This window comes from Streptomyces sp. NPDC048417 (assembly GCF_040651615.1).
Classification (GTDB): Bacteria; Actinomycetota; Actinomycetes; order Streptomycetales; family Streptomycetaceae; genus Streptomyces.
The window spans coordinates 1-21255 of the sequence record NZ_JBEZKI010000050.1; the positions used below are offsets into that span (position 1 = coordinate 1).

Genomic DNA, 21255 nt, shown 5'->3' on the forward strand with positions numbered 1-21255 from the left:
CGTCCAGCATCAGCCCGCGCAGATAGCAGTCGCCCTTCGCCCGCTGATCCTTGCGCGGCACCGACGCGAACACATCAGCCACGAATAACGCCAACGTCGCCCGGGCACGGTTCACTTCATGTGCGTCCACACCCCCAACATGCCCCCAAACAGGACCGCGAGACAGACCTAACGGAGCCCTACTAGGCGCCCCGCATCCCGGCCCGCGCGAACTCGCGCATCCCCTCCGCGAACCCGACCTCGGCCTTCCAGCCCAGGTCGGCCCGCAGCCGCGAGGAGTCGGCCGTGATGTGCCGTACGTCGCCCAGCCGGTACCCGCCGGTGACGACGGGCTCTGGTCCGCTGTACGCGGCGGCCAGTACCCGCGCCATCTCCCCGACGGTGTGCGGCTCGCCGCTGCCGGTGTTGTAAGCGGTCAGCGCACCCGGCTCCGGCCGTGCCTCCAGGGCGACCGCGTTGGCGGCGGCCACGTCCCGTACGTGCACGAAGTCCCGGCGCTGCCGCCCGTCCTCGAACACCCGGGGCGCCTCGCCCCGGGCGAGCGCCGAACGGAAGAAGGAGGCCACGCCGGCGTAGGGGGTGTCACGGGGCATCCGGGGACCGTACACGTTGTGGTAGCGCAGCGACACCGCCGAGCCGCCCGTCGACCGGGCCCAGGCGGCGGCCAGATGCTCCTGGGCCAGCTTGGTGGTGGCGTACACGTTGCGCGGATCGGCCGGCGCGTCCTCGGCGACCAGCCCCGGTGCCAGTTCGGCGCCGCACACCGGGCAGCGCGGCTCGAACCGCCCGGCCTCCAGATCGGCGACCGCGCGCGGCCCCGGCCGTACGACACCGTGGCGCGGACACTCGTACCGGCCCTCCCCGTACACGACCATCGACCCGGCCAGCACGAGGTGCCGTACCCCCGCCTCGGCCATCGCGGCGAGCAGCACGGCCGTACCGAGATCATTGCGGGAGACGTACTCCGCCGCGTCCCCGAACCCGACTCCCAGCCCGACCATGGCAGCCTGATGGCAGACCGCGTCCACGCCCGCGAGCGCCCGCCCGACCGCCGCCGGATTGCGTACGTCGGCGCCCGGATCGTCGCGCACGTCGAACACGACCGCCTCGTGCCCGTGCGCCGCCAGCGCCTCGACGACATGGGACCCGATGAACCCGGCACCGCCGGTGACCAGTACACGCATACGGCCACGCTAGGCCCGCGCCGCCGCCGCACCACGCGGCCGCGCCCGCACGTCACGACTCCGTAAGAGGTGCCACCGAGGCCGGCCGTCTCACGTCTTGCCGGCGTTCGGACCGGACCGGCTCCTGACGGAAGTCGGCGGCGGCCGCGGGGTGAGCGTCCCGTCGGCCCCCTGCCGCAGGCCGTTCACCCCGGCGTCGGTCGTCAGATGATGAAGGTGGGCTGTTCGGCGATGCCCAGCAGGCTGCCGGCGATCACCGTCGCCCCCGCCCCCGCCCCCGCCCCCGCCACCGCCCCCGAGTCCAGGCTGCTGCTCGCCCATCTCGACGCCGCCTGGTCCCTCGCGAAGCAACTCGGCCCCGAGGGCACCCACGCGGCCGGCGCGGCGCCGGCCATGCTGCTGACCGGGCTCATCCGGACCCGCCCGTCCTTCGCGGTGCCGCCGGGGACCCTGCGCGCCGCGGCCACGGCCTACGCCGACAGCCGGCTGCGGGACCCGGACCTGACCCCGGCCGCCGTCGCCCGGTCGCTGAACGTCTCCGTCCGCACCCTGCACCGCGCCTTCGCCGACGGCGAGTCCCTCATGGCCCATGTGCGCCGCCGGCGGCTCGAAGGCGCCCGCCGTGAACCCGACCGCCCCGGCAGCCCGTACACCGTCGCCGAGGTCGCGGCCCGCCGGCAGTTCGCCGACCCCAGCCACTTCCGCCGCGTCGACCGCGACACCTACGGACAGCCCCCGAGGCGCCCGGGAGACCGCGGCACCTGACGATCGGCTGCCGCCCCTACGCCTTGGGGGGCTTGACGGCGATGTCGAGGTAGAAGGTGTCGATGCTGCGCACCGCCGTCTCGAACTCCGCCAGGTTGACGGGCTTGGTGACATAGGCGTTGGCGTGGTGGTGGTACGCGCCGGTCACGTCGTCGGGAGCGACCGACGTGGTCAGTACGACGACCGGGATGGTCCGCAGCTCCGCGTCCTCTTTCACCACGGCGAGGAACTCGCGCCCGTTCATCCGGGGCATGTTGAGGTCGAGCACGATGAGGTCGGGGCGCTCCTTGTCCGGGTCGCGCAGGTAGTCGAGGGCCTCGATGCCGTCGGAGACCTGGGTGAGATTGCGCGTCCCGCGTTCGGCGAGGGCGTCCTGGATGAGCATCGCGTCGGCGACGTCGTCCTCGACCAGCAGCACGTCGTACGGGCGGATTGCGGCGGCAGCCATGATTCAGGAGCTCCGGGGTGTGGGGCGGCGGGTCGAGTGGTCTGTGCTGTTCGTGATCAGCCCGGGCCAGCGGCGCCGGGCTCCTTGGCGGCTCATACTCACGGCCCGGCCGATCTCCGGGTAGCCGGCGCCGCTCTCGGCGGCGGCGTGGGCGGCCTGGTCCTCCAGGTGTCTGACGGTCTCCTTGACGCCGGCGAGTACCCGCAACCGCAGCAGAGCATGCCGTCGGGCCTCGCCCGCCGTGTCGACGGGGTCCGCCGGGCGGCCGGCGGGGTCCTGCGTGAGCAGCCGGGTGAGTTCGTCCACCACCTGGGTCACCAGCACGTCCGCATCTCCGCTCGCGGGACCGGAACCGGGACCGGGAGGAGGGGGAGGGGGAGCGGGCATGGCATCACCCTAGGGCGTTGATCCAGGAAGGGACAACATGCGTTGTCGGGCCCCGAGTACAGTGTGCTTGCCGCGCGCCGAGGCGTGGCCCGGACGGCAGGCCGAGGGAGCAGTCCACCGCGATGACAAGCAAGCCGTCAGGCGCCGTGGGCGCCTTCGCCGGCTGGACGACCCGGCGCTGGCTGCGGGTGGGCGTGGCCTGCACCCTGGTCGTCCTGACGGTGCTGGGGTCGCTGGGCGGCTGGGCCATGTGGCGGACCTCGCAGGTCACGGCCGCGCTGGTGGACCGGCGGTCCCCCGCCCTGATCGAGTCGATGCGGGTCGAGGAGGCGCTGGTCAACCAGGAGACCGGCGTCCGCGGCTACGGCCTGTCCGGCCAACGGGACTTCCTGCAGCCCTACGCGCAGGGCGTGGCCGGCGAGCAGACGGCGCTCAAGCGGCTGCGGCCGCTGCTCAGCGACGACGGCCGGGCCCGTGCCGACCTGGCCGAGGTGGAGAAACTCGCCGGGACCTGGCAGGAGCGCATCGCGCGGCCCGTCTCGGCGGCCTCCCCCGACGAGGCCGCGAGGATCACCACGGCACGCGCCGACGAGGGCAAGACGGCGTTCGACTCCCTGCGGCGCGCGATGACACGTCAGCAGGCCCACCTGGAGCAGGAGCGGGCGACGGCCACCCGCCAGCTGCGCCAGGCGGTGACCCTGCGGAACTGGATGTTCGCCGTCATCGCGGTCGTCATCGTGCTGGTGGCCGGACTCGTCTTCGAGGGGCTGCGGCGCGGCGTCACCACCCCCCTCAGCAGGCTCGGCTCGGCCGCCCGGGACGTGGCGCAGGGCCGTTTCGACCGCTCCCTCGACGGCACCGGCCCCGCGGACCTGCGACGGCTCGCCTCCGACCTGGAGTCGATGCGCCTGCGCCTGGTGGCGGAGCTGCGGTTCAGCGAGGAGACCCGCGGGCTGCTGGACGCGCAGGCGGGGGACCTGAAGCGGTCGAACACGGAACTGGAGCAGTTCGCCTACGTCGCCTCGCACGACCTCCAGGAACCGCTGCGCAAGGTCTCCAGCTTCACCCAGCTCCTGCAACGGCGTTATGGCGGGCAGCTGGACGAGAAGGCCGATCAGTACATCGCCTTCGCCGTCGACGGCGCCAACCGCATGCAGAACCTCATCAACGACCTGCTCGCCTTCTCCCGGGTCGGCCGCGTCCACAACGAGCAACGGACCGTGGACCTGGAGGAGGTGCTGAGCACGACCCTGGACGACCTCAGCGTGCGCGTCGAGGAGACCGACGCCGAGATCACCCACGACCCGCTGCCCACCGTGCTCGGGGACGCGACCCAGCTGGGCATGCTGCTGCAGAACCTGCTGTCCAACGCGATCAGGTTCCGCCACCCCGACCGGCCGCCGCGGATCCACATCGGTGCGACGCCGGCCGAGGGGACCTGGGAGTTCGAGGTCCGCGACAACGGCATCGGGATCGAGCCGGAGTACCGGGAGAAGGTCTTCGTCATCTTCCAGCGGCTGCACACCAGGGAGGCCTATCCGGGCACCGGCATCGGTCTGGCGATGTGCAAGAAGGTCGTGGAGTTCCACGGCGGCACCATCTCGATCGACCCCGACAACCGGCCCGGCACCCGCGTCCTGTTCACCCTTCCCGTCCTTGCCACCCCTACCGCCCCCGCGGCCGCGACGGCCGTCCCGGACAGAGAGACACAGTCGTGACCGGTCCATCCGCAGGCCGCGGCGAGCAGTACGCCGAGCAGTACGACGTCCTGCTGGTGGAGGACGACGACGGAGACGCCCTCCTGGTCGAGGAGCTGCTCCACGACACCGACCTGCCGTACACCCTGACGCGGTGCCACACCGCCGCCGAAGCCCACCGGGCACTCGCGGCCGGCCCCGTCGACTGCGTCCTGCTCGACCTGCACCTGCCCGACGCCTCCGGGGTGGAGACGATCCGGACCATCCAGGCCGGCACCCACGCCGCGATCATCGTCCTGACCGGCCTGGACGAACCCCGCGCCGGAGTCGACTCCCTTGCCGTCGGCGCCCAGGACTACCTCGTCAAGGGCAAGGTCGAACCCGACCTGATGCAGCGCGCCGTCCGTTACGCCGTCCAGCGCAAGCAGGCCGAACTCGCCAACGCCGCCCTCCAGCTCGGGCGGCTGCGCGCCGAGGAGAACGCCCGCCTGGAACGCGGGCTGCTGCCCGAACCGTTGCTGTCCTCGACCGCCGTCACCGCCTCCAGCCGCTACTACCCCGGGCGGGCCCAGGCCCTGCTGGGCGGTGACTTCCTCGACGTCGTCCAGACCGACGACGGCCAGGTCCACGCGATCATCGGAGACGTCAGCGGTCACGGCCCGGACGCCGCCGCGCTCGGCGTCTGCCTGCGCATCGCCTGGCGCGCGCTCACCCTCGGCGGCCACCGCGCCGAGCACCTGCTGTACCTGCTGGAACAGATACACATCGCCGAACGCGCGGGCAGCGACCTGTTCACCACCTGCTCCCTCATCACCCTGGACCCGCGGGCCGCCACCCTCACCCTGCACCTGGCCGGCCACCACGAACCCCTGGTCATCACCCCCGACGGCACCCGGCAGGTCACCGCCGCCCACGGAATCGCGCTGGGCATCGCACCCGGACTGGGCGACTGGCCCGCCACCACGCTGGCGCTGCCCGCCGACGGAGCGCTCATCGCCTACACCGACGGACTCATCGAGGGCTTCGCGGACGGGACCGGCGCCCGGCTCGGAGTCGACGGCCTGCTGCGCATCATCGACACGCTGCACACCCCCGACCCCGGCACCCACCTGGACCGGCTCATCGCCCGCACCCGCGCCCTCAACGCGGACCGCCACACCGACGACCTCGCCGTCCTGCGCCTGGACTGGAACACGGGCGGGTCCGGCGGCCCGGCTCACTCGTCCTGAGCGGTCCTCGCCAGTTCCGCGTTGAACTGGGCACCGGTCAGCAGCGCCAGGTTGGACAGCCACAGCCAGACCAGGAAGATCACGACGCCGCCCAGTGAACCGTACAGCCGGTGGTAGCTGCCGACATGGGAGGTGTAGAGGGTGCAGCCCAGCGAGACGACCAGCAGGAGGACCACCGCCAGCACACCGCCCGGCGCCATCTTCCGGACGGGGCGGGAGGACTCGGGGCCCGAGTGGTACAGGACGAGCACCGTGACGACGGCGACCGCGACCACCACCGGCCACCGGAGTGCGTGCCAGGCGGCCTGCGGCCCGGTACCGAGATCCAGCGCCCGGCCCAGGAAGCCGGCCAGGCTGCCGGTGAGGAACAACGCCAGCACGGAGGTGAGAAGCAGCAGGATCAGGACCAGGGCCGTGGTGATGATGCGGGGCGCGGTCCGCCAGAGCGGCCGATGCGAGCTGGTCCGGTGCATGGCGTGCAACGCCCGACGGAAGACGCCCAGATAGCTGGAGCCCGACCACAGCGCCCCCGCCCCGCCCAGGAAGATCAGCACCCAGGCCGCCGACGACTGTCCGGCCATCTGCCGCAGGGTGCCGCGCAGCAGGGCTCGGGACGCGAGCGGGGCGGCCTGCGTGATGCGGTCGATGACCTCCGGCTTGGCCGTGGGGATGGTCAGCCCCAGGACCGAGAGGATGACCAGCAGTACGGGGAACAGGGCCAGGACCGCGTAGTAGGTCAGCGCGGCGGCCCAGTCCGTGACGTCGTCGTTCCAGACGGACACCGGGGTCCGCCGCAGCGCCCCCCACCACCGAGCCGTACGACCGCCCGCATCATCCATGGGACGGATGCTCTCACCCGTCCGTGCCGGGGGCGGACAGGAGCCGGGCTCAGTGTCGGCGGGTGGCCCGGGCGTGGAGATGGTTCAGGGCGTCGACCACCACGGTGTTGTGGTGCCAGAGCAGCCAGCGGCCCACCTCGCCGCCGAGCCGCTCCAGCGCGGCCAGCTGGGCCGGCGCCAGCTCGTGCAGCGGGTGTTCGTGGTGGGAGGAGATCATGCCGACCACGGCTCCTCTCGGGCTGACCAGCGGGACACTGTGGCAGGCGCGGCTGCCGGCCCGCAGGATCACCTGCCGGGTGCGCTCGTCGAAGGTGTCGCAGGAGCCGACGTCCTTCACGGTGACCTGCCGTGCCTCCTCGGCCGCCTGCGCGCACGAGGTGGTTCCGCTGTCGACGAAGGTGAAGTAGTCGGTGAACTGCCGGTTCAGCCCGGTGTGCCGCACCATGCGCAGCAGCCGGTTCTCCACCAGCTGCACATTGCCCATCCGGGTCCCCGTGATGCGCAGTGTGCGCCGCAGCGCGGCATCGAGGACCGCCCCCTGGCCCTTCGGAGTTCCGTTCAGGTCCAGGGCGGGCAGCGGGGGAGGGCCCCCGTGCGGACGGCCCGCGACCCATCGCGGGGCCGTCGCCTCAGGGACCGGAAGCCGGACCACGGCAGCGGCGAGGGTGTGCAGTTTGAGGTTGAACCGCTGGGACGTGTCGCGCAGCAGCTCGAACGACTCCTCACGCGAGGAGAGCTGGTAGTACGTCAGCAACAGTGCTTCGGCGCGGGCCACACCGGCACGCGCCAGCTGCCTGTTGCGCTCGTCCAGGGCCCGCTGCTCCTCTGCTTCGGCCTCGTCGGTCGGCGGCGGGTCAGGGGTGTGGGGATACTCGGCCATAGGCAGACCTCCTTCGTCCGGCAACGGGATCGCGGCGCCGTCCGGCCGCCTGCGCCGGAACACCGTGCCAGGATGTCCACAGCCCGAAGCGCGCCGATCGGCTCTCACCGTACGCATGCCCCGTACGCGCTCCGACAGACCACGTGCTCCCACCCCCGTCCAGGGGGTGCCGGAGTCGCCCGCAGCGATGAGTTCCGGCCGGGGCGGGAGTCTGTTCCGGTGACCGTCCCAGCACGTCGGTCACACGTCGTACGACGCTGCCCCGAACCGGACACCACGGAGGACACCATGACGCCCACGCCCGACGAACCGACCACCGCGCTGCCCGGCCGCCCGCCCGTGGTCGACCTGGCCGCCTGGCAGGCCGCCCGTGACGAGCTGCTGGTCCGCGAGAAGGCCCACACCCGTGAGGGCGACGCGATCGCCGCGGCCCGCCGCCGGCTGCCGATGGTGGAGTTCGACGGGAGGACCGAGGTCGTCGGACCCGACGGCCCGGTCCCGTTCCTGGACCTGTTCCAGGGCCGCGACGAGCTCGTGGTCTACAAGCACATGTGGCACGACGGCGCGCCCCACCAGGGACAGTGCGAGGGCTGCACCACCACGGCCTGGCACCTCCAGGACGCCAGCTACCTCAACGCCCGCGGCGTGTCGTACGCCGTCCTGACCACCGGCCGGTGGGACGAGGTGGCCCCCTATCTCGAGTTCATGGGCTACACCCAGCCCTGGTACTCGGTGCGCGACGTGGACGGCCCGGTCGGCGGCCCCATGGGTTACCTCACCAGCTACCTGCGGGACGGCGACCGCGTCTTCCTCACCTACTCCACCACGGGCCGTGGCAACGAGCGGGTCAACGGCTCCCTCGGCCTGCTCGACATGACGGCCTACGGGCGCGGCGAGGCATGGGAGGACAACCCCGAGGGCTGGCCCAAGGGGGACAGCCCGTGCTGGTCCTGGCGCTCGGACGCGGACGGGAACGCCACCTGGGGCCCGACCAGCCGCCCCGTGCCGCAGTGGACCCGCCCCGGCGCGACCCCCGTGCAGACGCTCGGCCGGCACGGCCACCACCACTGACACCGGCCGGGTCCACGTCACAGTGCCGGCGCGGTCAGGCGGGCTGCCACAGTTCGATCCGGTTGCCCTCGGGGTCGGTGACCCAGCCGAACCGGCCAACACCGTCCATGTCCTGCGTCTCCTCGGCCACGTCCGCTCCCGCGGCGCGGAGCTGCGCGAGCATGGCGTCCAGGTCGCGGACCCGGAAGTTGAGCATGGTCTGCTGGGCGCGGGATCCGAAGTAGTCGGTCCCGGACTCGAAGGCCGCGAAGACCGTGGGCCCGGCCTGCTGCTGCCACAGCCCGTGGTCGTCGATGTCCAGGCCCAGGCGGTCGCGGTACCAGGCGGTCAGGGCCGCCGGGTCCGCGGCCCGCAGGAAGTATCCACCGATTCCAAGCACACGTTCCATGCCGTCATCTTGCCAGCACGGCGATGTGCGGGCAGCGGGCGCGGCCAGGCGCGCCCGCTGCCGTTCGCCACGGCCGGGGCGAGGAGACGGCAGAGGGAATCGGCCGCCCGTGGATGACGCCACGCCATGAGCGTGACGGGGGCGGTCGGCGGCGGCATGGTGAGCACAAGCCGGTATCCGGGGAAGAAGCACCCTTTCACGTCATCCTCAAGGAGAGTCGCCACGTGCGTTCCATCCTCGCTCTCGCGCTCGACTGTGTCGTCGGGGCACTGGAGAAGACCCCTGGGCCGGCCGGGGTCGCCCTGCATCGCGCTCCCGGCGCCGGACGCGCCCAACTGGCGGACACGGCGTACGAGTTCATCAGCACCGTGCCCTCAGGAGTGCGGCTGGAGATGCTCACGGACGCCACCGGGATCGAGCTGGACGCCCAGATCACCCAGGTCGTGATGACGGGATCCGAGCCGTCCGACGCGGTCTTCGACCTGGTCGTCGACGGCGAGCTGCGGGCCCCCGTCACCACCTCCGACCAGACCCTCGTCCACGTGGACCCCGCCACCATGGCCCTGGACGAGCGCCCGGCCCCACCGGCCACCGTCCGGTTCGGCCTGGGCTCCGAGCCCCGGGAGCGCCGCGTCGAGATCTGGCTGTCCCACTCACGGTCCACCCGGCTCGTCGACGTCCGTGTCCCGGAGGCGGCATCGGTGCGACCGGCTCCGGCGAGCGGCCCGGTGTGGGTGCACCACGGCAGCTCGATCAGCCAGTGCTCGGAGGCGGACCGCCCGACCGGCACCTGGCCGGCGACCGTCGCCCGGCGCGCGGGCCGCTCCCTCGTCAACCTCGGCCTCGGCGGCGAGTGCCACCTCGACCCCTTCATGGCCCGGGCCATCCGCGACCTGCCCGCCGACGCGATCAGCCTGGAACTGGGCATCAACATCGTGAACGGCGACACCATGCGGGAACGCACCTTCGTCCCGGCGTTCCACGGCTTCCTCGACACCGTCCGCGACGGGCACCCGAAGACACCGGTCCTCGTCATCAGCCCCATCGTCTGCCCCGCTGTCGAAACCCGGCCTGGCCCCACGCTGCCGGGCACCGACGGCAAGGTCCGCACCCTCGACCGCCCCGCCGAACAGGCGGTGGGCTCACTGACGTTGACCCGCGTGCGCGAGCTGCTGGCCGAGCATGTGCAGCGCCGCCGGAAGGCCGGTGACCACCGGCTCCACCTCATCGACGGCACCACGCTCTTCGGCCCCGAGGACTCCGCCGACCTCCCCGACGGCCTCCACCCGAACGCGGCCGGCTACGCGCGCATGGCGGAACGCTTCCTGCCCCGGGCGTTCGGCGAGGCGGGGCCGCTGCGGTAGGAGGGAAGTCCGGACGGGTCGGTCCCATGACAGATGTTCACAGTCCGACTGGACCCGCAGATTTAACCGCACACCCCTTGTTACGTCATTTCTACGCGCGTAACCTCAGCCGGTCGCATGGATCCCACCGGTCGAAAAGCATGTCATGTGCCCTCTCTCCGGCGGACGTTGAAGGAGTCATCCTCGTGCAGATTCACAGACCCAGCGCATCGCGTGTAGCCGGCGCCGCGTTCGTGGCCGCGGCGGCCACGGCGGCCGTCATCGTGGCGCCGCTGCCCGCCGCCTTCGCCACCCCGTCGGCGAACGTGGTCATCTCGGAGGCGTACGGCGGCGGAGGCAACTCCGGGGCGACGCTCACCAACGACTTCGTGGAGCTGGCCAACCGCTCCACGGCGGCCTACTCCCTGGACGGCTACAGCGTCCAGTACCTCCCGGCCTCCGCCTCCGCCGGTTCGCTGTGGCAGGTCACCCCGCTCACCGGCGCGCTCCCCGCAGGCGGCACCTACCTGGTCGGCGAGGGCGCGGGTGCCGGCGGCACGACCGCGCTGCCGACCGCCGACGCGACCGGCAACATCGCGATGTCCGCCACCGCCGGCACCGTGGCCCTGGTCAAGGGCACCACCGCGCTGACCTGCAAGACGGCCGCCGACTGCACCGGCGACGCCAATGTCGTGGACCTCCTCGGCTACGGCACCGCCGTCGTCCGCGAGGGCACCGCCGCGCCGGCGACCAGCAACTCCACCTCCGTGTCCCGGGCCGCCTCACTCGCCGACACCGACGACAACTCGGCCGACTTCACGGCCGGTACGCCCACCGCGACCAACAGCGCGGGCGACACCGCGAGCGGCGGCACCGGCGGTGGCACCGGCGGCCCGACCGCGCCCGGCGCCTTCCGCATCCACGACATCCAGGGAACCACCCGTATCTCGCCCGTCAAGGGCCAGAGCGTGGTGGGCGTCCCCGGCATCGTGACCGCTGTCCGCACCACCGGCAGCAAGGGCTACTGGATCCAGGACCCCACCCCGGACGCCGACCCCGCCACCAGCGAAGGCCTGTTCGTCTACACCGGCTCCGCCACGCCCACCGTCTCGGTCGGGGACTCGGTCCTGGTCAGCGGCAAGGTCTCGGAGTACTACCCGGCCTCCGCCGCCCAGTCGGTCACCGAGCTGGGCAGCCCGGTCTCCACCACCCTCTCCACCGGCAATGCCCTCCCGGACGCCGTCGCCCTCGACCCCTCCACCATCCCGGACGCGTACACGCCGACCAACAACGGCGGCAGCATCGAGGGCCTCACCCTCCAGCCGACCGTCTACTCGCAGGACTTCTACGAGTCCATCGAGGGCATGCGTGCCTCCGTCTCCGACGCCCGCGTGGTGGGCGCGACGAACACCTACGGCGAGATGTTCGTGACGGCCAAGCCGCACGAGAACCCCACCCAGCGCGGCGGCACCCTCTACGGCGGCTACGACCAGCAGAACACCGGCCGTGTCGAGATCGTCTCGGCCGACGGCACGACCCCTGTCCTGAACGTCGGTGACAAGCTCTCCGGCACCACCACGGGCCCGGTCGACTACTCCGACTTCGGCGGCTACCTGCTCGCCCCCTCCGCGGCCACCACCGGCACGGCCGTCGACAACGGTCTCCAGCAGGAGGTGACGCGCAGGCAGACCCACGACGAGCTGGCGCTCGCCACCTACAACGTGGAGAACCTCGACCCGACCGACAGCGACGACAAGTTCGCCCGGCTCGCCAAGGGCGTCGTCAAGAACCTCTCCTCGCCCGACATCGTCACCCTGGAGGAGATCCAGGACGACAACGGCGCCACCGACGACGGCACCGTCTCCGCCGAGGCGACCCTGAAGAAGTTCACCGCCGCGATCGTGGCGGCCGGCGGCCCGAAGTACTCCTGGCGGTACGTCAACCCGGTCAACGACGAGGACGGCGGCGAGCCCGGCGGCAACATCCGCCAGGTCTTCCTCTTCAACACCAAGCGGGTCTCCTTCGTGGACCGCGCGGCCTCCGGCGACGCCTCCACGACCGCCGTGTCCGTGGTCAAGGACCGCAGGGGCCAGGCCCATCTGTCCGCCTCCCCGGGCCGTATCGACCCGGCCAGTGCCGCGTGGACGGACAGCCGCAAGCCCCTCGTCGGCGAGTTCGTGTTCCAGGGCCGGACGGTCTTCGTCATAGCCAACCACTTCATCTCCAAGGGCGGCGACGACCCGGTCCACGGCCGCTACCAGGAGCCGACCCGCTCCTCGGAGACCCAGCGGGGGCTCCAGGCCGAGGAGGAGAACGCCTTCGTCGAGTCGCTGCTCGCCGCCGACCCCCGGGCTCAGATCGTGGCCGCCGGCGACCTGAACGACTTCGAGTTCTCCGACGCGGTCAAGACCCTCACCGACGACGGCAACGACCTCACGGACCTCATCAACACCCTGCCGGTGTCCCAGCGTTACAGCTATGTCTACGACGGCAACAGCCAGACCCTGGACCACATCCTGACCAGCCCCTCCATCACCCACTACGACTACGACGTCGTCCACATCAACTCCGAGTTCGCCGACCAGGCGAGCGACCACGACCCCCAGGTCGTCCGGATCGACGTGAAGAACTGCGGCAAGAAGGCCCACCAGCTGAAGCCGCACCAGAGGTAACGGCAACGGGCGTCACCGGGGCTCGCACCTCGGGCTCATGGCCGTTCGCCCGCCGGGCCGGAGCGTCACCAGCGCGCCCCGGCCCGGCGGGTTCCGTGGCGTCAGAAGGCCGACAGCTCCTCGCGGACCGTGCGGGCCGCGCTGACCAGGTTCTCCAGGGAGGCGCGGGTCTCGGGCCAGGCGCGGGTCTTCAGGCCGCAGTCGGGGTTGACCCACAGCCGTTCGGCGGGGATCGCCTTCAGGCCGGTGCGGAGCAGTTCGGCGGCCTCCGCGACCGGACCGGTCAGCATGCCCTTGACCGGGCGGGAGGTGAGGGACTGGGCGTACGTCGTCCAGCGCACCGTCATCGGCTCGGGGCGGGAGATGTCACCGGCCAGGATCGGCGGCCGGACGTAGCGGGTGCCGTACGACTGCACCCAGCCGTGCTGGGTGGCCAGATACCCCGTCAGCCGCTCGGCGAAGTACTGGACCATGTCGTTGCGTTCGGGCTCGCCGTGCACCAGGACATCGATCCCGGCCTTCTCCTGGAAGGAGACGACCTCCTGGATCTCGGCCCTGATCCGCTCCTCGTAGTCGGCCGTGTCGATCCGGCCCGTGCGCAGGTCGGCGCGCGCGGTGCGCAGTTCGCCGGTCTGCGGGAAGGAGCCGATGGTCGTGGTCGGCAGCAGCGGCAGCCCGAGGTGGACGCGCTGGGCGGTGGTCCGCTCGGTGTACGGCTGGGAGCGGCGGCCGTCGGCGTCGGTGATCGCGGCGGTACGGGAGCGGACGGCCGGGTCCCGGGTGACGGGGGAGTTCTCGCGGGAGGCGAGGTCGGCCCGGTTCGCGGAGAGTTCGGCGGCGATGGTGTCGGTGCCCTCGGCGAGGCCCTTGGCGAGGGTGACGATCTCGGCGGTCTTCTGCTCCGCGAAGGCCAGCCAGCGCAGGATCTGCGGCTCGATGTCCCGCTCGGCGCCCGCGTCGAGCGGCACATGGAGCAGGGAGCAGGAGGCGGCGACGTCGATCCGGTCGGTCAGGCCCAGCAGGGTGCCGAGCGTGGACAGGGACCTGGCGAGGTCATTGACCCAGATGTTCCGGCCGTTGACGACACCGGCGACCAGGCGCTTGCCGGGCAGTCCGCCGACGGCGGCCAGCGCGTCCAGGTGAGCGGCGGCCGCTTCGGTGAAGTCCAGCGCCAGCCCCTCGACCGGAGCCTTGGCGAGCACGGGGAGGGCCTCGCCGAGCCGGTCGAAGTAGGAGGCGACCAGCAGCTTCGGGCGGTCGGGCAGGGCCCCCAGGTCGCGGTAGGCCCGCTCGGCGGCGTTCAGCTCGGCCGGGGTGCGGTCCTGGACCAGCGCGGGCTCGTGCAGCTGCACCCACTCGGCGCCGGCGGCGCGCAGGTCGGCGAGCACCTCGGCGTACACCGGGAGCAGCCGGTCGAGGAGGGTGAGGGGTTCGAAGTCGGCGGCCACGCCCGGGGCGGGCTTGGCGAGCAGCAGATAGGTGACCGGGCCGACCAGCACGGGCCGGGCGGTCAGGCCGAGCGCGAGGGCCTCCTGCAGCTCGCCGACCTGCTTGCCGGAGTGGGCGGTGAAGACGGTGACAGGGCCCAACTCCGGTACCAGGTGGTGATAGTTGGTGTCGAACCACTTGGTCATCTCCAGCGGCGCCAGGTCCTGGGGGCCGCGGGCCATGGCGAAGTAGCCGTCCAGCGCGTCGGCCTCGACGGCGGCTCGGTGGCGGGCGGGGACCGCACCGACCAGGGGATGTCCGCGCACGAGTGGTTCGCTTCGTGCCTTTCCGGTGGCGGACGGACAGCCCCGGCGAGGGACCGGGGCGCGGTCCCGCACCGGTGCGGCCGACACCGGGGCGGGATCTCACCCCAGCGGATGCGCCGCTGCGAAGGATCCGTTGTGGTGGACGAGGGCCGGGGCCTCTTCGACCACCGCGCCCGAGTCGATCTCGCCGACGACCAGCAGGTGGTCACCGATGGTCTGACGGAGGGTGACGCGCGCCGAGAGCCAGCCGGTGACGTCGTCGAGGATGGGCAGACCGTCCTGCTCCGCCCGCCAGCGCACCCCGGCGAACCGGTCGACCCCGCTGCGCGCGAACTGGCCCGCCAGGCCGGCGTTGGCGGTGCCGAGGACATGGACGGCGAAGCGGTCCGCGAGGCGTGCGGCGGGAGTGCTGGACGCTTCGAGGCCGATGCAGAACGACACCAGGGCCGGCCGCAGGGAGACGGAGGTGAAGGACGTGGCGGTGAAGCCGACGGGGCCCGGGAAGGTGATCACCGTGACTCCGGCGGCGTGCCGGCGCAGGGTGTCGCGGAGGATGTCCGCGCCGTCGGAGGCGGTGGCCGTCGGCGACGGACTTCGATGGAGCGGGGCGCTCATGCCCTTTCCTTTCGGTACGCGGGGGAGTGGTGCGGGGCGTGGCCCGCGAGGTCGGCCGTCACCAGGCGCTCGACTCCACCGCGATCGCGGGCACCAGCCCGGTGCGCAGCGCCTCCAGGAAGGTCACGACCTCGGCCGCGACCGAGCGGTGCTGGAGGTCGTTGAGGACGTCGTGGTGGGCGTCGCGGACCACCGCCAGCCGGGAGCGGGACAGTGTCTTCGCGGTGCCGGTCAGGGCGTCGCGGTCCGCGAGCGGGTCCGCGTCGCCGACAAGGAGCAGGGTGGGGACGGCGAGATCCGCGTGGTAGGCCGCGTCGAGCAGCGCGCCGGGCAACGGGGCGTCGAGCGTGCCCCGTTGCGCCTCGGCGTCGTTGCTGAGCACACCTCGGTGGGTCGGGCAGGACGTGCGGACGTCGAGTTCGTCGTCCCAGGTGCCCGCCGTGCCGCCGCTACGGCCCGGCAGCCCCGCCAGGACGACCGCCCCCGGCCGCACGGCGGTTGCGGAGCCGCCGAGACCGAGCAGCGCCGCGACGGCGGCGGCACCGGAGTCGGCGCCCACCAGCACGACCGGACCGGTCACTCCGTCTTCGGAGGCCGCGGTGCCCTCCACGGCGGCGGACAGCCGGTCACCGAACCGGGCCAGCGTGCCGGTCAGGTCGTCGGCGTCGATCTCGGGGCCGTCCACGACCCGGACGCGGTAGGCGTCGGCCGCGAGCCGCCTGCCGAAACGGCCGTAGGTGGCACGACTCTCTCCCCGGCCGGGCACCACGACGACGGTGCCGCGGGTGAGGAGGCCCTCGGGGGCGTGGTAGTCGGTGTACTCGGTCATCTCAGACTCCTGCGCGTTCGGGTGCGGGTTCGGGGTGCGGTGCGGGCGCGGTCGGGCCCGGATCGTGTCTTCGGGTGACTGCTTCTCACGAGGCTCGGTCAGTCGTTCACGAGCCGGCGCTCGTGGGTGTGGCGGTTGACCGGGATCGGCAGGCCGAGGTTGCCGCGCAGGGTGTCGGCCTCGTACTCGGTGCGGAACAGCCCGCGCTTCTGGAGGATCGGGACGACGCCGTCCACGAAGAGTTCGAGCTCGTCGTTGGTGCGGAAGGCGAGGTTGATGCCGTCGAAGGTGCCGGCGTCGAACCACTGCTCGATGGTGTCGGCGACGGTCTTCGGCGCCCCGACGAACGGCGACTGACGAAACTCGCTTACCAGGTTGGCGACTTGACGCAGTGTGAGGTTCTCCGTCCTGGCCCGCTCGATGAGCTTGGCCGCTCCGGTGCGCCCGCCCTTCTCGGCGAGGTGCGCGACGTCCGGGAACGGCCCGTCCAGGTCGTGCACGCTGAAGTCGTACGCGCCGAAGGAACGGCCGAGCAGCGCGAGGTTGCGTTCGAAGTCGTTGTCCTCCTCGAAGATCTCCCGCTCCCGGAGCCGGGCCGCCTCGTCGGTACGGCCGACGACCGGGCCGCCGTGGATGAAGATCTTGATGTGCTCGGGATCGCGGCCGTAGGACGCCGTGCGCTTCTTGATGTCGGCGTAGTAGTCCTGCGCCTGCTGGAGCGAGCCGCCCGGCGCGTAGATGCCCTCGGCGACCCGCGCGGCCAGGTCGCGGCCCTCCTCGGAGACCCCGGCCTGGAAGATAACCGGTTGGCCCTGCGGCGAGCGGGAGAGGTTGAGCGGGCCCGCGATCCTGAAGTGCTCGCCCTCGTGGTTGAGTTCGTGCAGCTTCGCGGTGTCGAGGAAGACGCCCCGCGCCACGTCCGCCGGGAACGCGTCGTCCTCGTAGGAGTCCCACAGGCCGCGGGCGACCTGGACGAACTCCAGCGCACGGGCGTAGCGGGTGGTGTAGTCGAGGTGTTCGTCGAGCCCGTAGTTGCGGGAGGTGCCGGTGTCGAAGCTGGTCACCACGTTCCATCCGGCGCGGCCGCCGCTGATGTGGTCCAGGGAGGCGAACCGGCGGGCGAGGTTGAACGGCGAGTTGTACGTCGAACTCGCCGTACCCACCAGGCCGACGTGCCGGGTGTGGGTGGCGACCGCCGACAACAGGGTGAGTGGTTCGAGGCGGTTGAGATAGTGCGCCGGGTAGGTGGCGTTGATGAACTGGCTGTCGACGATGAACAGGGCGTCGAACAGGGCGTGTTCGGCAGCCTGGGCCTGCGCTATGTAGTAGTTGATGTCGATGCTGGCGTTCTTCGCGACCCGCGGGTCCTTCCAGAGACCGTGCTGGCCGGGGCCGCCGACGCCGTAGGGGTGCAGGGCGAGGTGGATCTTGCGAGCCATCGGTGAATCCGTTCTGTGCGGTGGGAGTCGAGTGGTGGTTCAGGCGTGCAGCAGGGTCCGCAGGGACTCGCGTTCGGCCCGGTCGGCCGAGGCGGTCCGCAGGGTGGGCGCGGAGCTGACGAGCAGGCGGGTGTACACGTGCCGCGGGTCGGTGATCACGTCCCGGGCGGCACCGACCTCGACCAGCTCGCCCTGGTAGAGCACCGCGATCCGGTCGGCGACGCCGGCGACCGACCCGAGGTCGTGCGAGATGAAGACCAGGGCCGTGCCGGAGTCGCGGAGTTCCTTCAGGATCTGCAGGATCTGGACCCGGTTGGCGGAGTCCAGGGCGCTGACCGGCTCGTCGAGGATGACCAGCTTCGGCTCGGTGACCAGCGCCCGGGCCACCGCGACCCGCTGCCGCTGACCGCCCGACAGCTCTCCGGGCAGCCGGCCGAGCAGCTCCTCGGAGAGCCGGACCCGGGCGAGGAACGTACGGGCCCGGTCCGTCGCCTCCTTGCGCGGCACGCCCTGCACGAGCAGCGGCTCGATCAGCGACTCCTCGATGGTGAGGTCCGGGTCGAGGCTGCGCAGCGGGTCCTGGAAGACGTACTGGAGCACACCGCGCCGGCGCAGACTCCGCCACTGGCGTTTTCCGTACGGGCCGACGTCCTCGCCGCCGATGACGATCCGGCCCGCCGAGGCGCCCACCAGGCCGAGCACGGCGCGGGCGAAGGTGGACTTGCCCGAACCGGTCTCGCCGATGATCCCGACGGTCTCGCCGGGCGCGACGCTCAGTGAGACGTCGTGCAGGGCGCGGCGGCGCTGCCGGCGCGCGCCGTAGTGCACGTCCAGGCCGGTGACTTCGAGGACGGCGGGCGGGGTGGTCACGATGCCTCCTGAGGTGCGCGGAACTTCTCCAGGCCGTACTCCTCGTGCTCGGCGATGAGGAGCCGGGTGTACTCGTGCCGCGGGTGGTGCAGCACCTCGCCGGTCGGGCCGTGCTCCACCACCTCGCCCTCGCGCATCACGAGGACCTCGTCGCAGAGCTGGGCGACGACGGCCAGGTCGTGGGAGACGACCACCAGGGCCAGCCCGGCGCGCTCGCGCAACTCGGCGAGCAGGTCGAGGATCTCGGCCTGGACCGTGACGTCGAGGGCGGTCGTGGCCTCGTCGGCGATGAGGATCCTCGGGTCGGCGGCGATGGCGGCCGCGATCAGGACCCGCTGGAGCATGCCGCCGGACAGCTCGTACGGGTACTGGCCGTGGACCAGCTCCGGGTCGCGCAGCTGTACGGCGTGGAGCAGCTCGATCGCGCGCTGCCGGGCCTCGCGCCGCTTGAGGCCCTTCTTGACCCGGACGACCTCGGCGATCTGCGCGCCCACCCGGATCGAAGGGTTGAGGTACGACGCGGGGTCCTGGAACACCGCGCTGATCGTCGCGCCCCGCAGCTCCGTCCACTCCCGGGGTGTCAGCGTGGCGATGTCCGTGCCGGTGATCTCGATCGAGCCGGCGGTGACCTCGAAGTGCGGGGGGAGGATGCCCAGGGTGGCCCGGCAGGTGAGGGTCTTGCCGCTGCCGGACTCGCCGACGATGCCGACGGTTTTCCCGGGGGTGAGTTCGAAGCTCACCCCATGGACGATCTCGCGGTCCCCGACCCGGTCGCTGATGTGCACGCCACGGACGGCGAGCACGGGGGCCGTACCGGCGTGCGCGTCGGTCCTCTCGGGGGCGGGGCTCTGGGACAGGGTGGTCATCACGCACCTCCGGCGGGAACGGCATCGGACGTGCCGCGCTTGCCCTGCCCGTCCGGGCGGTTGGCGCGGGCCGTGCGGTTGTTGACGAAGGCCCGGCCGGCCTCGCCGGAGACGTCGCGGATCGCGTCGGCGAGCTGGTTGCTGGCCCAGACCGTGACCATGATCAGCAGGGCGGGGACGACCGGCGCCCACGGCTGGTAGTCGAGATAGCCGAGGTCGGAGGCGAGCAGGCCGCCCCAGGTGGGCGCGGGCGGCTGGACGCCGATGCCGAGGAACGTCAGGCTCGACACGATGACGAAGCCGGTGCCGATGGTCTGGGCGAGCGCGACCGCGATCGGCGGGAGCACCTTGACCCAGACGTGCCGCCGGACGATCCAGCCGGTCGAGGCACCGGAGACGATCGCCGCCTCCACGTACTGCGAGCGGGCGACGGACAGGGTCGCGGCCCGGCCCACCCGGTAGAAGAGCGGGGAGACCAGCACCCCCGTGACGAGCATCGCCTGGCCGATGCCGTTGCCGAGCAGCGCGATCACGGCGACCGCGAACAGCAGGAACGGCAGAGCGACCAGGGTGTCGGCCAGCCGCAGGGTCAGCCACTCGAAGACGCGCCCGAGATACACCGACAGGATGCCGGGGACGGCACCCACGACCAGGGCCACCAGGGCGACTTCGAGGGCGCCGAGCACGCTGACGCGGGAGCCGTCGAGAAGCCGGCTGAACACGTCACGGCCCAGGTAGTCCGTGCCCAGCCAGTGGGCGCCCGAGGCCGGTGCGAGCGTGTCGGTGCTGGTGGCCAGGGGATTCTGCGGGGCGAGCAGCGGACCGAGGATCGCCAGGAGGGCGATCAGGGCGAGGATGCCGAGGGCGATCCGGCCGGAGGTGAGGGAGAGGACGCGGCGCACCATGGTCAGACCCCCCGCTGGGATGCGGGCGTCACACGCGCCAGCACCAGGTTGACGATCAGGTTGAAGAGGACGACCAGGACGATCGACACCACCAGCACGCCCTGCACGGCCGGTACGTCACCGGCCTGCGCGGAGTCGTTGGCGAATCTGCCGAAGCCCTGCAGCCCGAAGATCCACTCGGTCACGACGGAGGCGCCGACCAGGGCCGGGAATTTCAGGCCGAGGGTGGCGAGCGCGGGACCGATGCCGTTGCGCAGCACATGGGTGAGGAAGATCCGCCGTGGGCTCAGTCCCCGTACCACCGCGCCCGTCACGTAGTTCTCGCGATAGGCCGCGACGAGACTGCCGCGGAGCTGGCGGGCGACGTCGGCGACGACGTCGAAGCTCAGCGCGATCGCCGGGAGCGTGATGTGCGCGAGCCACGGGCCGAACCCCTGGGCCGCCGGGATGTATCCGGCGGAGGGGAACACGTGGAGTCCGACCGCGAAGACCGCCACGAGCACGATCCCGACGACGAACGCCGGCATCACCGAGATCACCGTGACGAACCCGGTGATCGTCCGGTCCACCCAGGTGGTGCGCCGCAGCGCCGCCACCGTGCCGAGGACGAAGCCGAGCAGTACGCCGATGATCAGGGCGAACGTCGCGATGGAGAGGCTCACTCCGAGGCCCAGGCCGATGAGGGTGGAGATGTCGGCGCCGTTGGTCCAGCTGGTGCCCAGCTGCCCGTGCAGGACGCCGGTGAACCAGTCCCAGTACTGCACCAGGAAGGGCCGGTCCAGCCCCCACTGGGACTCGACCCGGTGGACCGCTTCGGGAGTCGCCTCCTCGCCCAGCTGGATCCGCGCCGGGCTGAGTCCGCTCAGCGACCGCAGCGCGAATGTCACGAACGTCGCGACCACGAAGACGGGCACGATGATCGCGATCGACCGGGCGAGGGTGACCAGGACCCGGCCCAGCGTGTGCCGCGCCCTGGCCACGGCGACCCCGCGACGGCGGGCAGGCCCGGCCGGTACCGCGGTCGTCGTCGTCATGGGGTTGCCCCCTCTCTGCTAGTGGAGTTGGTGGACGGGT

General features: G+C 72.0%; 19 protein-coding genes and 2 pseudogenes. 6 read left to right on the forward strand and 15 right to left on the reverse strand.

Annotated features, from left to right (window positions below; translation table 11 throughout):
* Both AB0D59_RS47595 and AB0D59_RS47600 read right to left on the reverse strand, forming a co-directional pair.
* A pseudogene (locus AB0D59_RS47595) lies at nt 1-130 on the reverse strand (IS701 family transposase); the annotation flags it as partial.
* Nucleotides 131-182: 52 nt separating this feature from the next.
* Nucleotides 183-1184 carry an NAD-dependent epimerase/dehydratase family protein gene (locus AB0D59_RS47600; RefSeq protein WP_362578293.1) on the reverse strand — a complete coding sequence of 334 codons (1002 nt, stop codon included), beginning with the start codon at nt 1182-1184 and terminating at the stop codon, nt 183-185.
* 231 nt (nt 1185-1415) lie between these two features.
* Between AB0D59_RS47600 and AB0D59_RS47605 the strand changes: the two genes are divergently transcribed.
* Nucleotides 1416-1949, forward strand: coding sequence for a helix-turn-helix domain-containing protein (locus tag AB0D59_RS47605; protein WP_362578296.1), 534 nt, complete (start codon nt 1416-1418; stop codon nt 1947-1949).
* A 16-nt stretch (nt 1950-1965) separates the two neighbouring features.
* Here AB0D59_RS47605 and AB0D59_RS47610 read toward each other — a convergent pair whose 3' ends face one another.
* Together AB0D59_RS47610 and AB0D59_RS47615 are read right to left on the reverse strand one after the other, a co-directional pair.
* Nucleotides 1966-2397 (reverse strand): response regulator, encoded by a 432-nt coding sequence (locus AB0D59_RS47610; RefSeq protein ID WP_362578299.1) that lies wholly within the window; start codon nt 2395-2397, stop codon nt 1966-1968.
* 3 nt (nt 2398-2400) lie between these two features.
* Nucleotides 2401-2721: a hypothetical protein gene (locus tag AB0D59_RS47615; RefSeq protein ID WP_362578302.1), complete on the reverse strand. Its 321-nt coding sequence runs from the start codon at nt 2719-2721 to the stop codon at nt 2401-2403.
* Between the two features lie 185 nt (nt 2722-2906).
* Between AB0D59_RS47615 and AB0D59_RS47620 the strand changes: the two genes are divergently transcribed.
* Together AB0D59_RS47620 and AB0D59_RS47625 are read left to right on the forward strand one after the other, a co-directional pair.
* A complete protein-coding gene (locus AB0D59_RS47620) occupies nt 2907-4502 on the forward strand; it encodes an ATP-binding protein (protein WP_362578305.1) in 1596 nt (531 codons plus the stop codon).
* Nucleotides 4499-5710, forward strand: a complete 1212-nt coding sequence (locus AB0D59_RS47625; protein WP_362578308.1) for a fused response regulator/phosphatase — start codon at nt 4499-4501, stop codon at nt 5708-5710. Before AB0D59_RS47620 ends, AB0D59_RS47625 begins: the two co-directional genes overlap by 4 nt.
* Here AB0D59_RS47625 and AB0D59_RS47630 read toward each other — a convergent pair.
* The gene (locus AB0D59_RS47630) at nt 5698-6549 is read right to left on the reverse strand and encodes a YihY/virulence factor BrkB family protein (RefSeq protein WP_362578311.1); all 852 of its coding nucleotides are present in this window, start codon (nt 6547-6549) and stop codon (nt 5698-5700) included. The genes AB0D59_RS47625 and AB0D59_RS47630 overlap by 13 nt on opposite strands.
* A 49-nt stretch (nt 6550-6598) precedes the next feature.
* Nucleotides 6599-7429 carry an ANTAR domain-containing protein gene (locus AB0D59_RS47635; RefSeq protein WP_362578314.1) on the reverse strand — a complete coding sequence of 277 codons (831 nt, stop codon included), beginning with the start codon at nt 7427-7429 and terminating at the stop codon, nt 6599-6601.
* A gap of 288 nt (nt 7430-7717) precedes the next feature.
* Between AB0D59_RS47635 and AB0D59_RS47640 the strand changes: the two genes are divergently transcribed.
* Nucleotides 7718-8500, forward strand: coding sequence for a DUF899 family protein (locus AB0D59_RS47640; RefSeq protein ID WP_362578317.1), 783 nt, complete (start codon nt 7718-7720; stop codon nt 8498-8500).
* Between the two features lie 34 nt (nt 8501-8534).
* Here the strand turns inward: AB0D59_RS47640 and AB0D59_RS47645 are convergent, their stop codons facing one another.
* Nucleotides 8535-8888, reverse strand: coding sequence for a VOC family protein (locus AB0D59_RS47645; protein ID WP_362578320.1), 354 nt, complete (start codon nt 8886-8888; stop codon nt 8535-8537).
* A gap of 224 nt (nt 8889-9112) precedes the next feature.
* Between AB0D59_RS47645 and AB0D59_RS47650 the strand changes: the two genes are divergently transcribed.
* Nucleotides 9113-10252 (forward strand): SGNH/GDSL hydrolase family protein, encoded by a 1140-nt coding sequence (locus AB0D59_RS47650; RefSeq protein ID WP_362578323.1) that lies wholly within the window; start codon nt 9113-9115, stop codon nt 10250-10252.
* A 185-nt stretch (nt 10253-10437) separates the two neighbouring features.
* Nucleotides 10438-12903 (forward strand): lamin tail domain-containing protein, encoded by a 2466-nt coding sequence (locus tag AB0D59_RS47655; protein ID WP_362578326.1) that lies wholly within the window; start codon nt 10438-10440, stop codon nt 12901-12903.
* Between the two features lie 101 nt (nt 12904-13004).
* Here the strand turns inward: AB0D59_RS47655 and metE are convergent.
* The 8 genes and pseudogenes from metE to AB0D59_RS47695 all read right to left on the reverse strand — a co-directional run.
* Nucleotides 13005-14639, reverse strand: a pseudogene (gene metE, locus AB0D59_RS47660) (5-methyltetrahydropteroyltriglutamate--homocysteine S-methyltransferase); the annotation flags it as partial.
* Nucleotides 14640-14756: 117 nt separating this feature from the next.
* Nucleotides 14757-15272: a flavin reductase family protein gene (locus tag AB0D59_RS47665; protein ID WP_362578329.1), complete on the reverse strand. Its 516-nt coding sequence runs from the start codon at nt 15270-15272 to the stop codon at nt 14757-14759.
* Between the two features lie 58 nt (nt 15273-15330).
* Nucleotides 15331-16101 (reverse strand): alpha/beta hydrolase, encoded by a 771-nt coding sequence (locus tag AB0D59_RS47670; protein WP_362578331.1) that lies wholly within the window; start codon nt 16099-16101, stop codon nt 15331-15333.
* 98 nt (nt 16102-16199) lie between these two features.
* Entirely contained in the window at nt 16200-17540 is a 1341-nt protein-coding gene (locus AB0D59_RS47675; RefSeq protein ID WP_362578334.1) for an LLM class flavin-dependent oxidoreductase, read from the reverse strand.
* Between the two features lie 39 nt (nt 17541-17579).
* The gene (locus AB0D59_RS47680) at nt 17580-18410 is read right to left on the reverse strand and encodes an ABC transporter ATP-binding protein (protein WP_362578337.1); all 831 of its coding nucleotides are present in this window, start codon (nt 18408-18410) and stop codon (nt 17580-17582) included.
* Nucleotides 18407-19276: an ABC transporter ATP-binding protein gene (locus tag AB0D59_RS47685; RefSeq protein WP_362578339.1), complete on the reverse strand. Its 870-nt coding sequence runs from the start codon at nt 19274-19276 to the stop codon at nt 18407-18409. The genes AB0D59_RS47680 and AB0D59_RS47685 overlap by 4 nt, the downstream gene beginning before the upstream one ends.
* The gene (locus tag AB0D59_RS47690) at nt 19276-20181 is read right to left on the reverse strand and encodes an ABC transporter permease (protein ID WP_362578342.1); all 906 of its coding nucleotides are present in this window, start codon (nt 20179-20181) and stop codon (nt 19276-19278) included. Before AB0D59_RS47690 ends, AB0D59_RS47685 begins: the two co-directional genes overlap by 1 nt.
* A gap of 2 nt (nt 20182-20183) precedes the next feature.
* On the reverse strand, nt 20184-21215 hold the full coding sequence (locus AB0D59_RS47695) for an ABC transporter permease (protein WP_362578345.1): 1032 nt from the start codon (nt 21213-21215) through the stop codon (nt 20184-20186).
* Between the last annotated feature and the right edge of the window lie 40 nt (nt 21216-21255).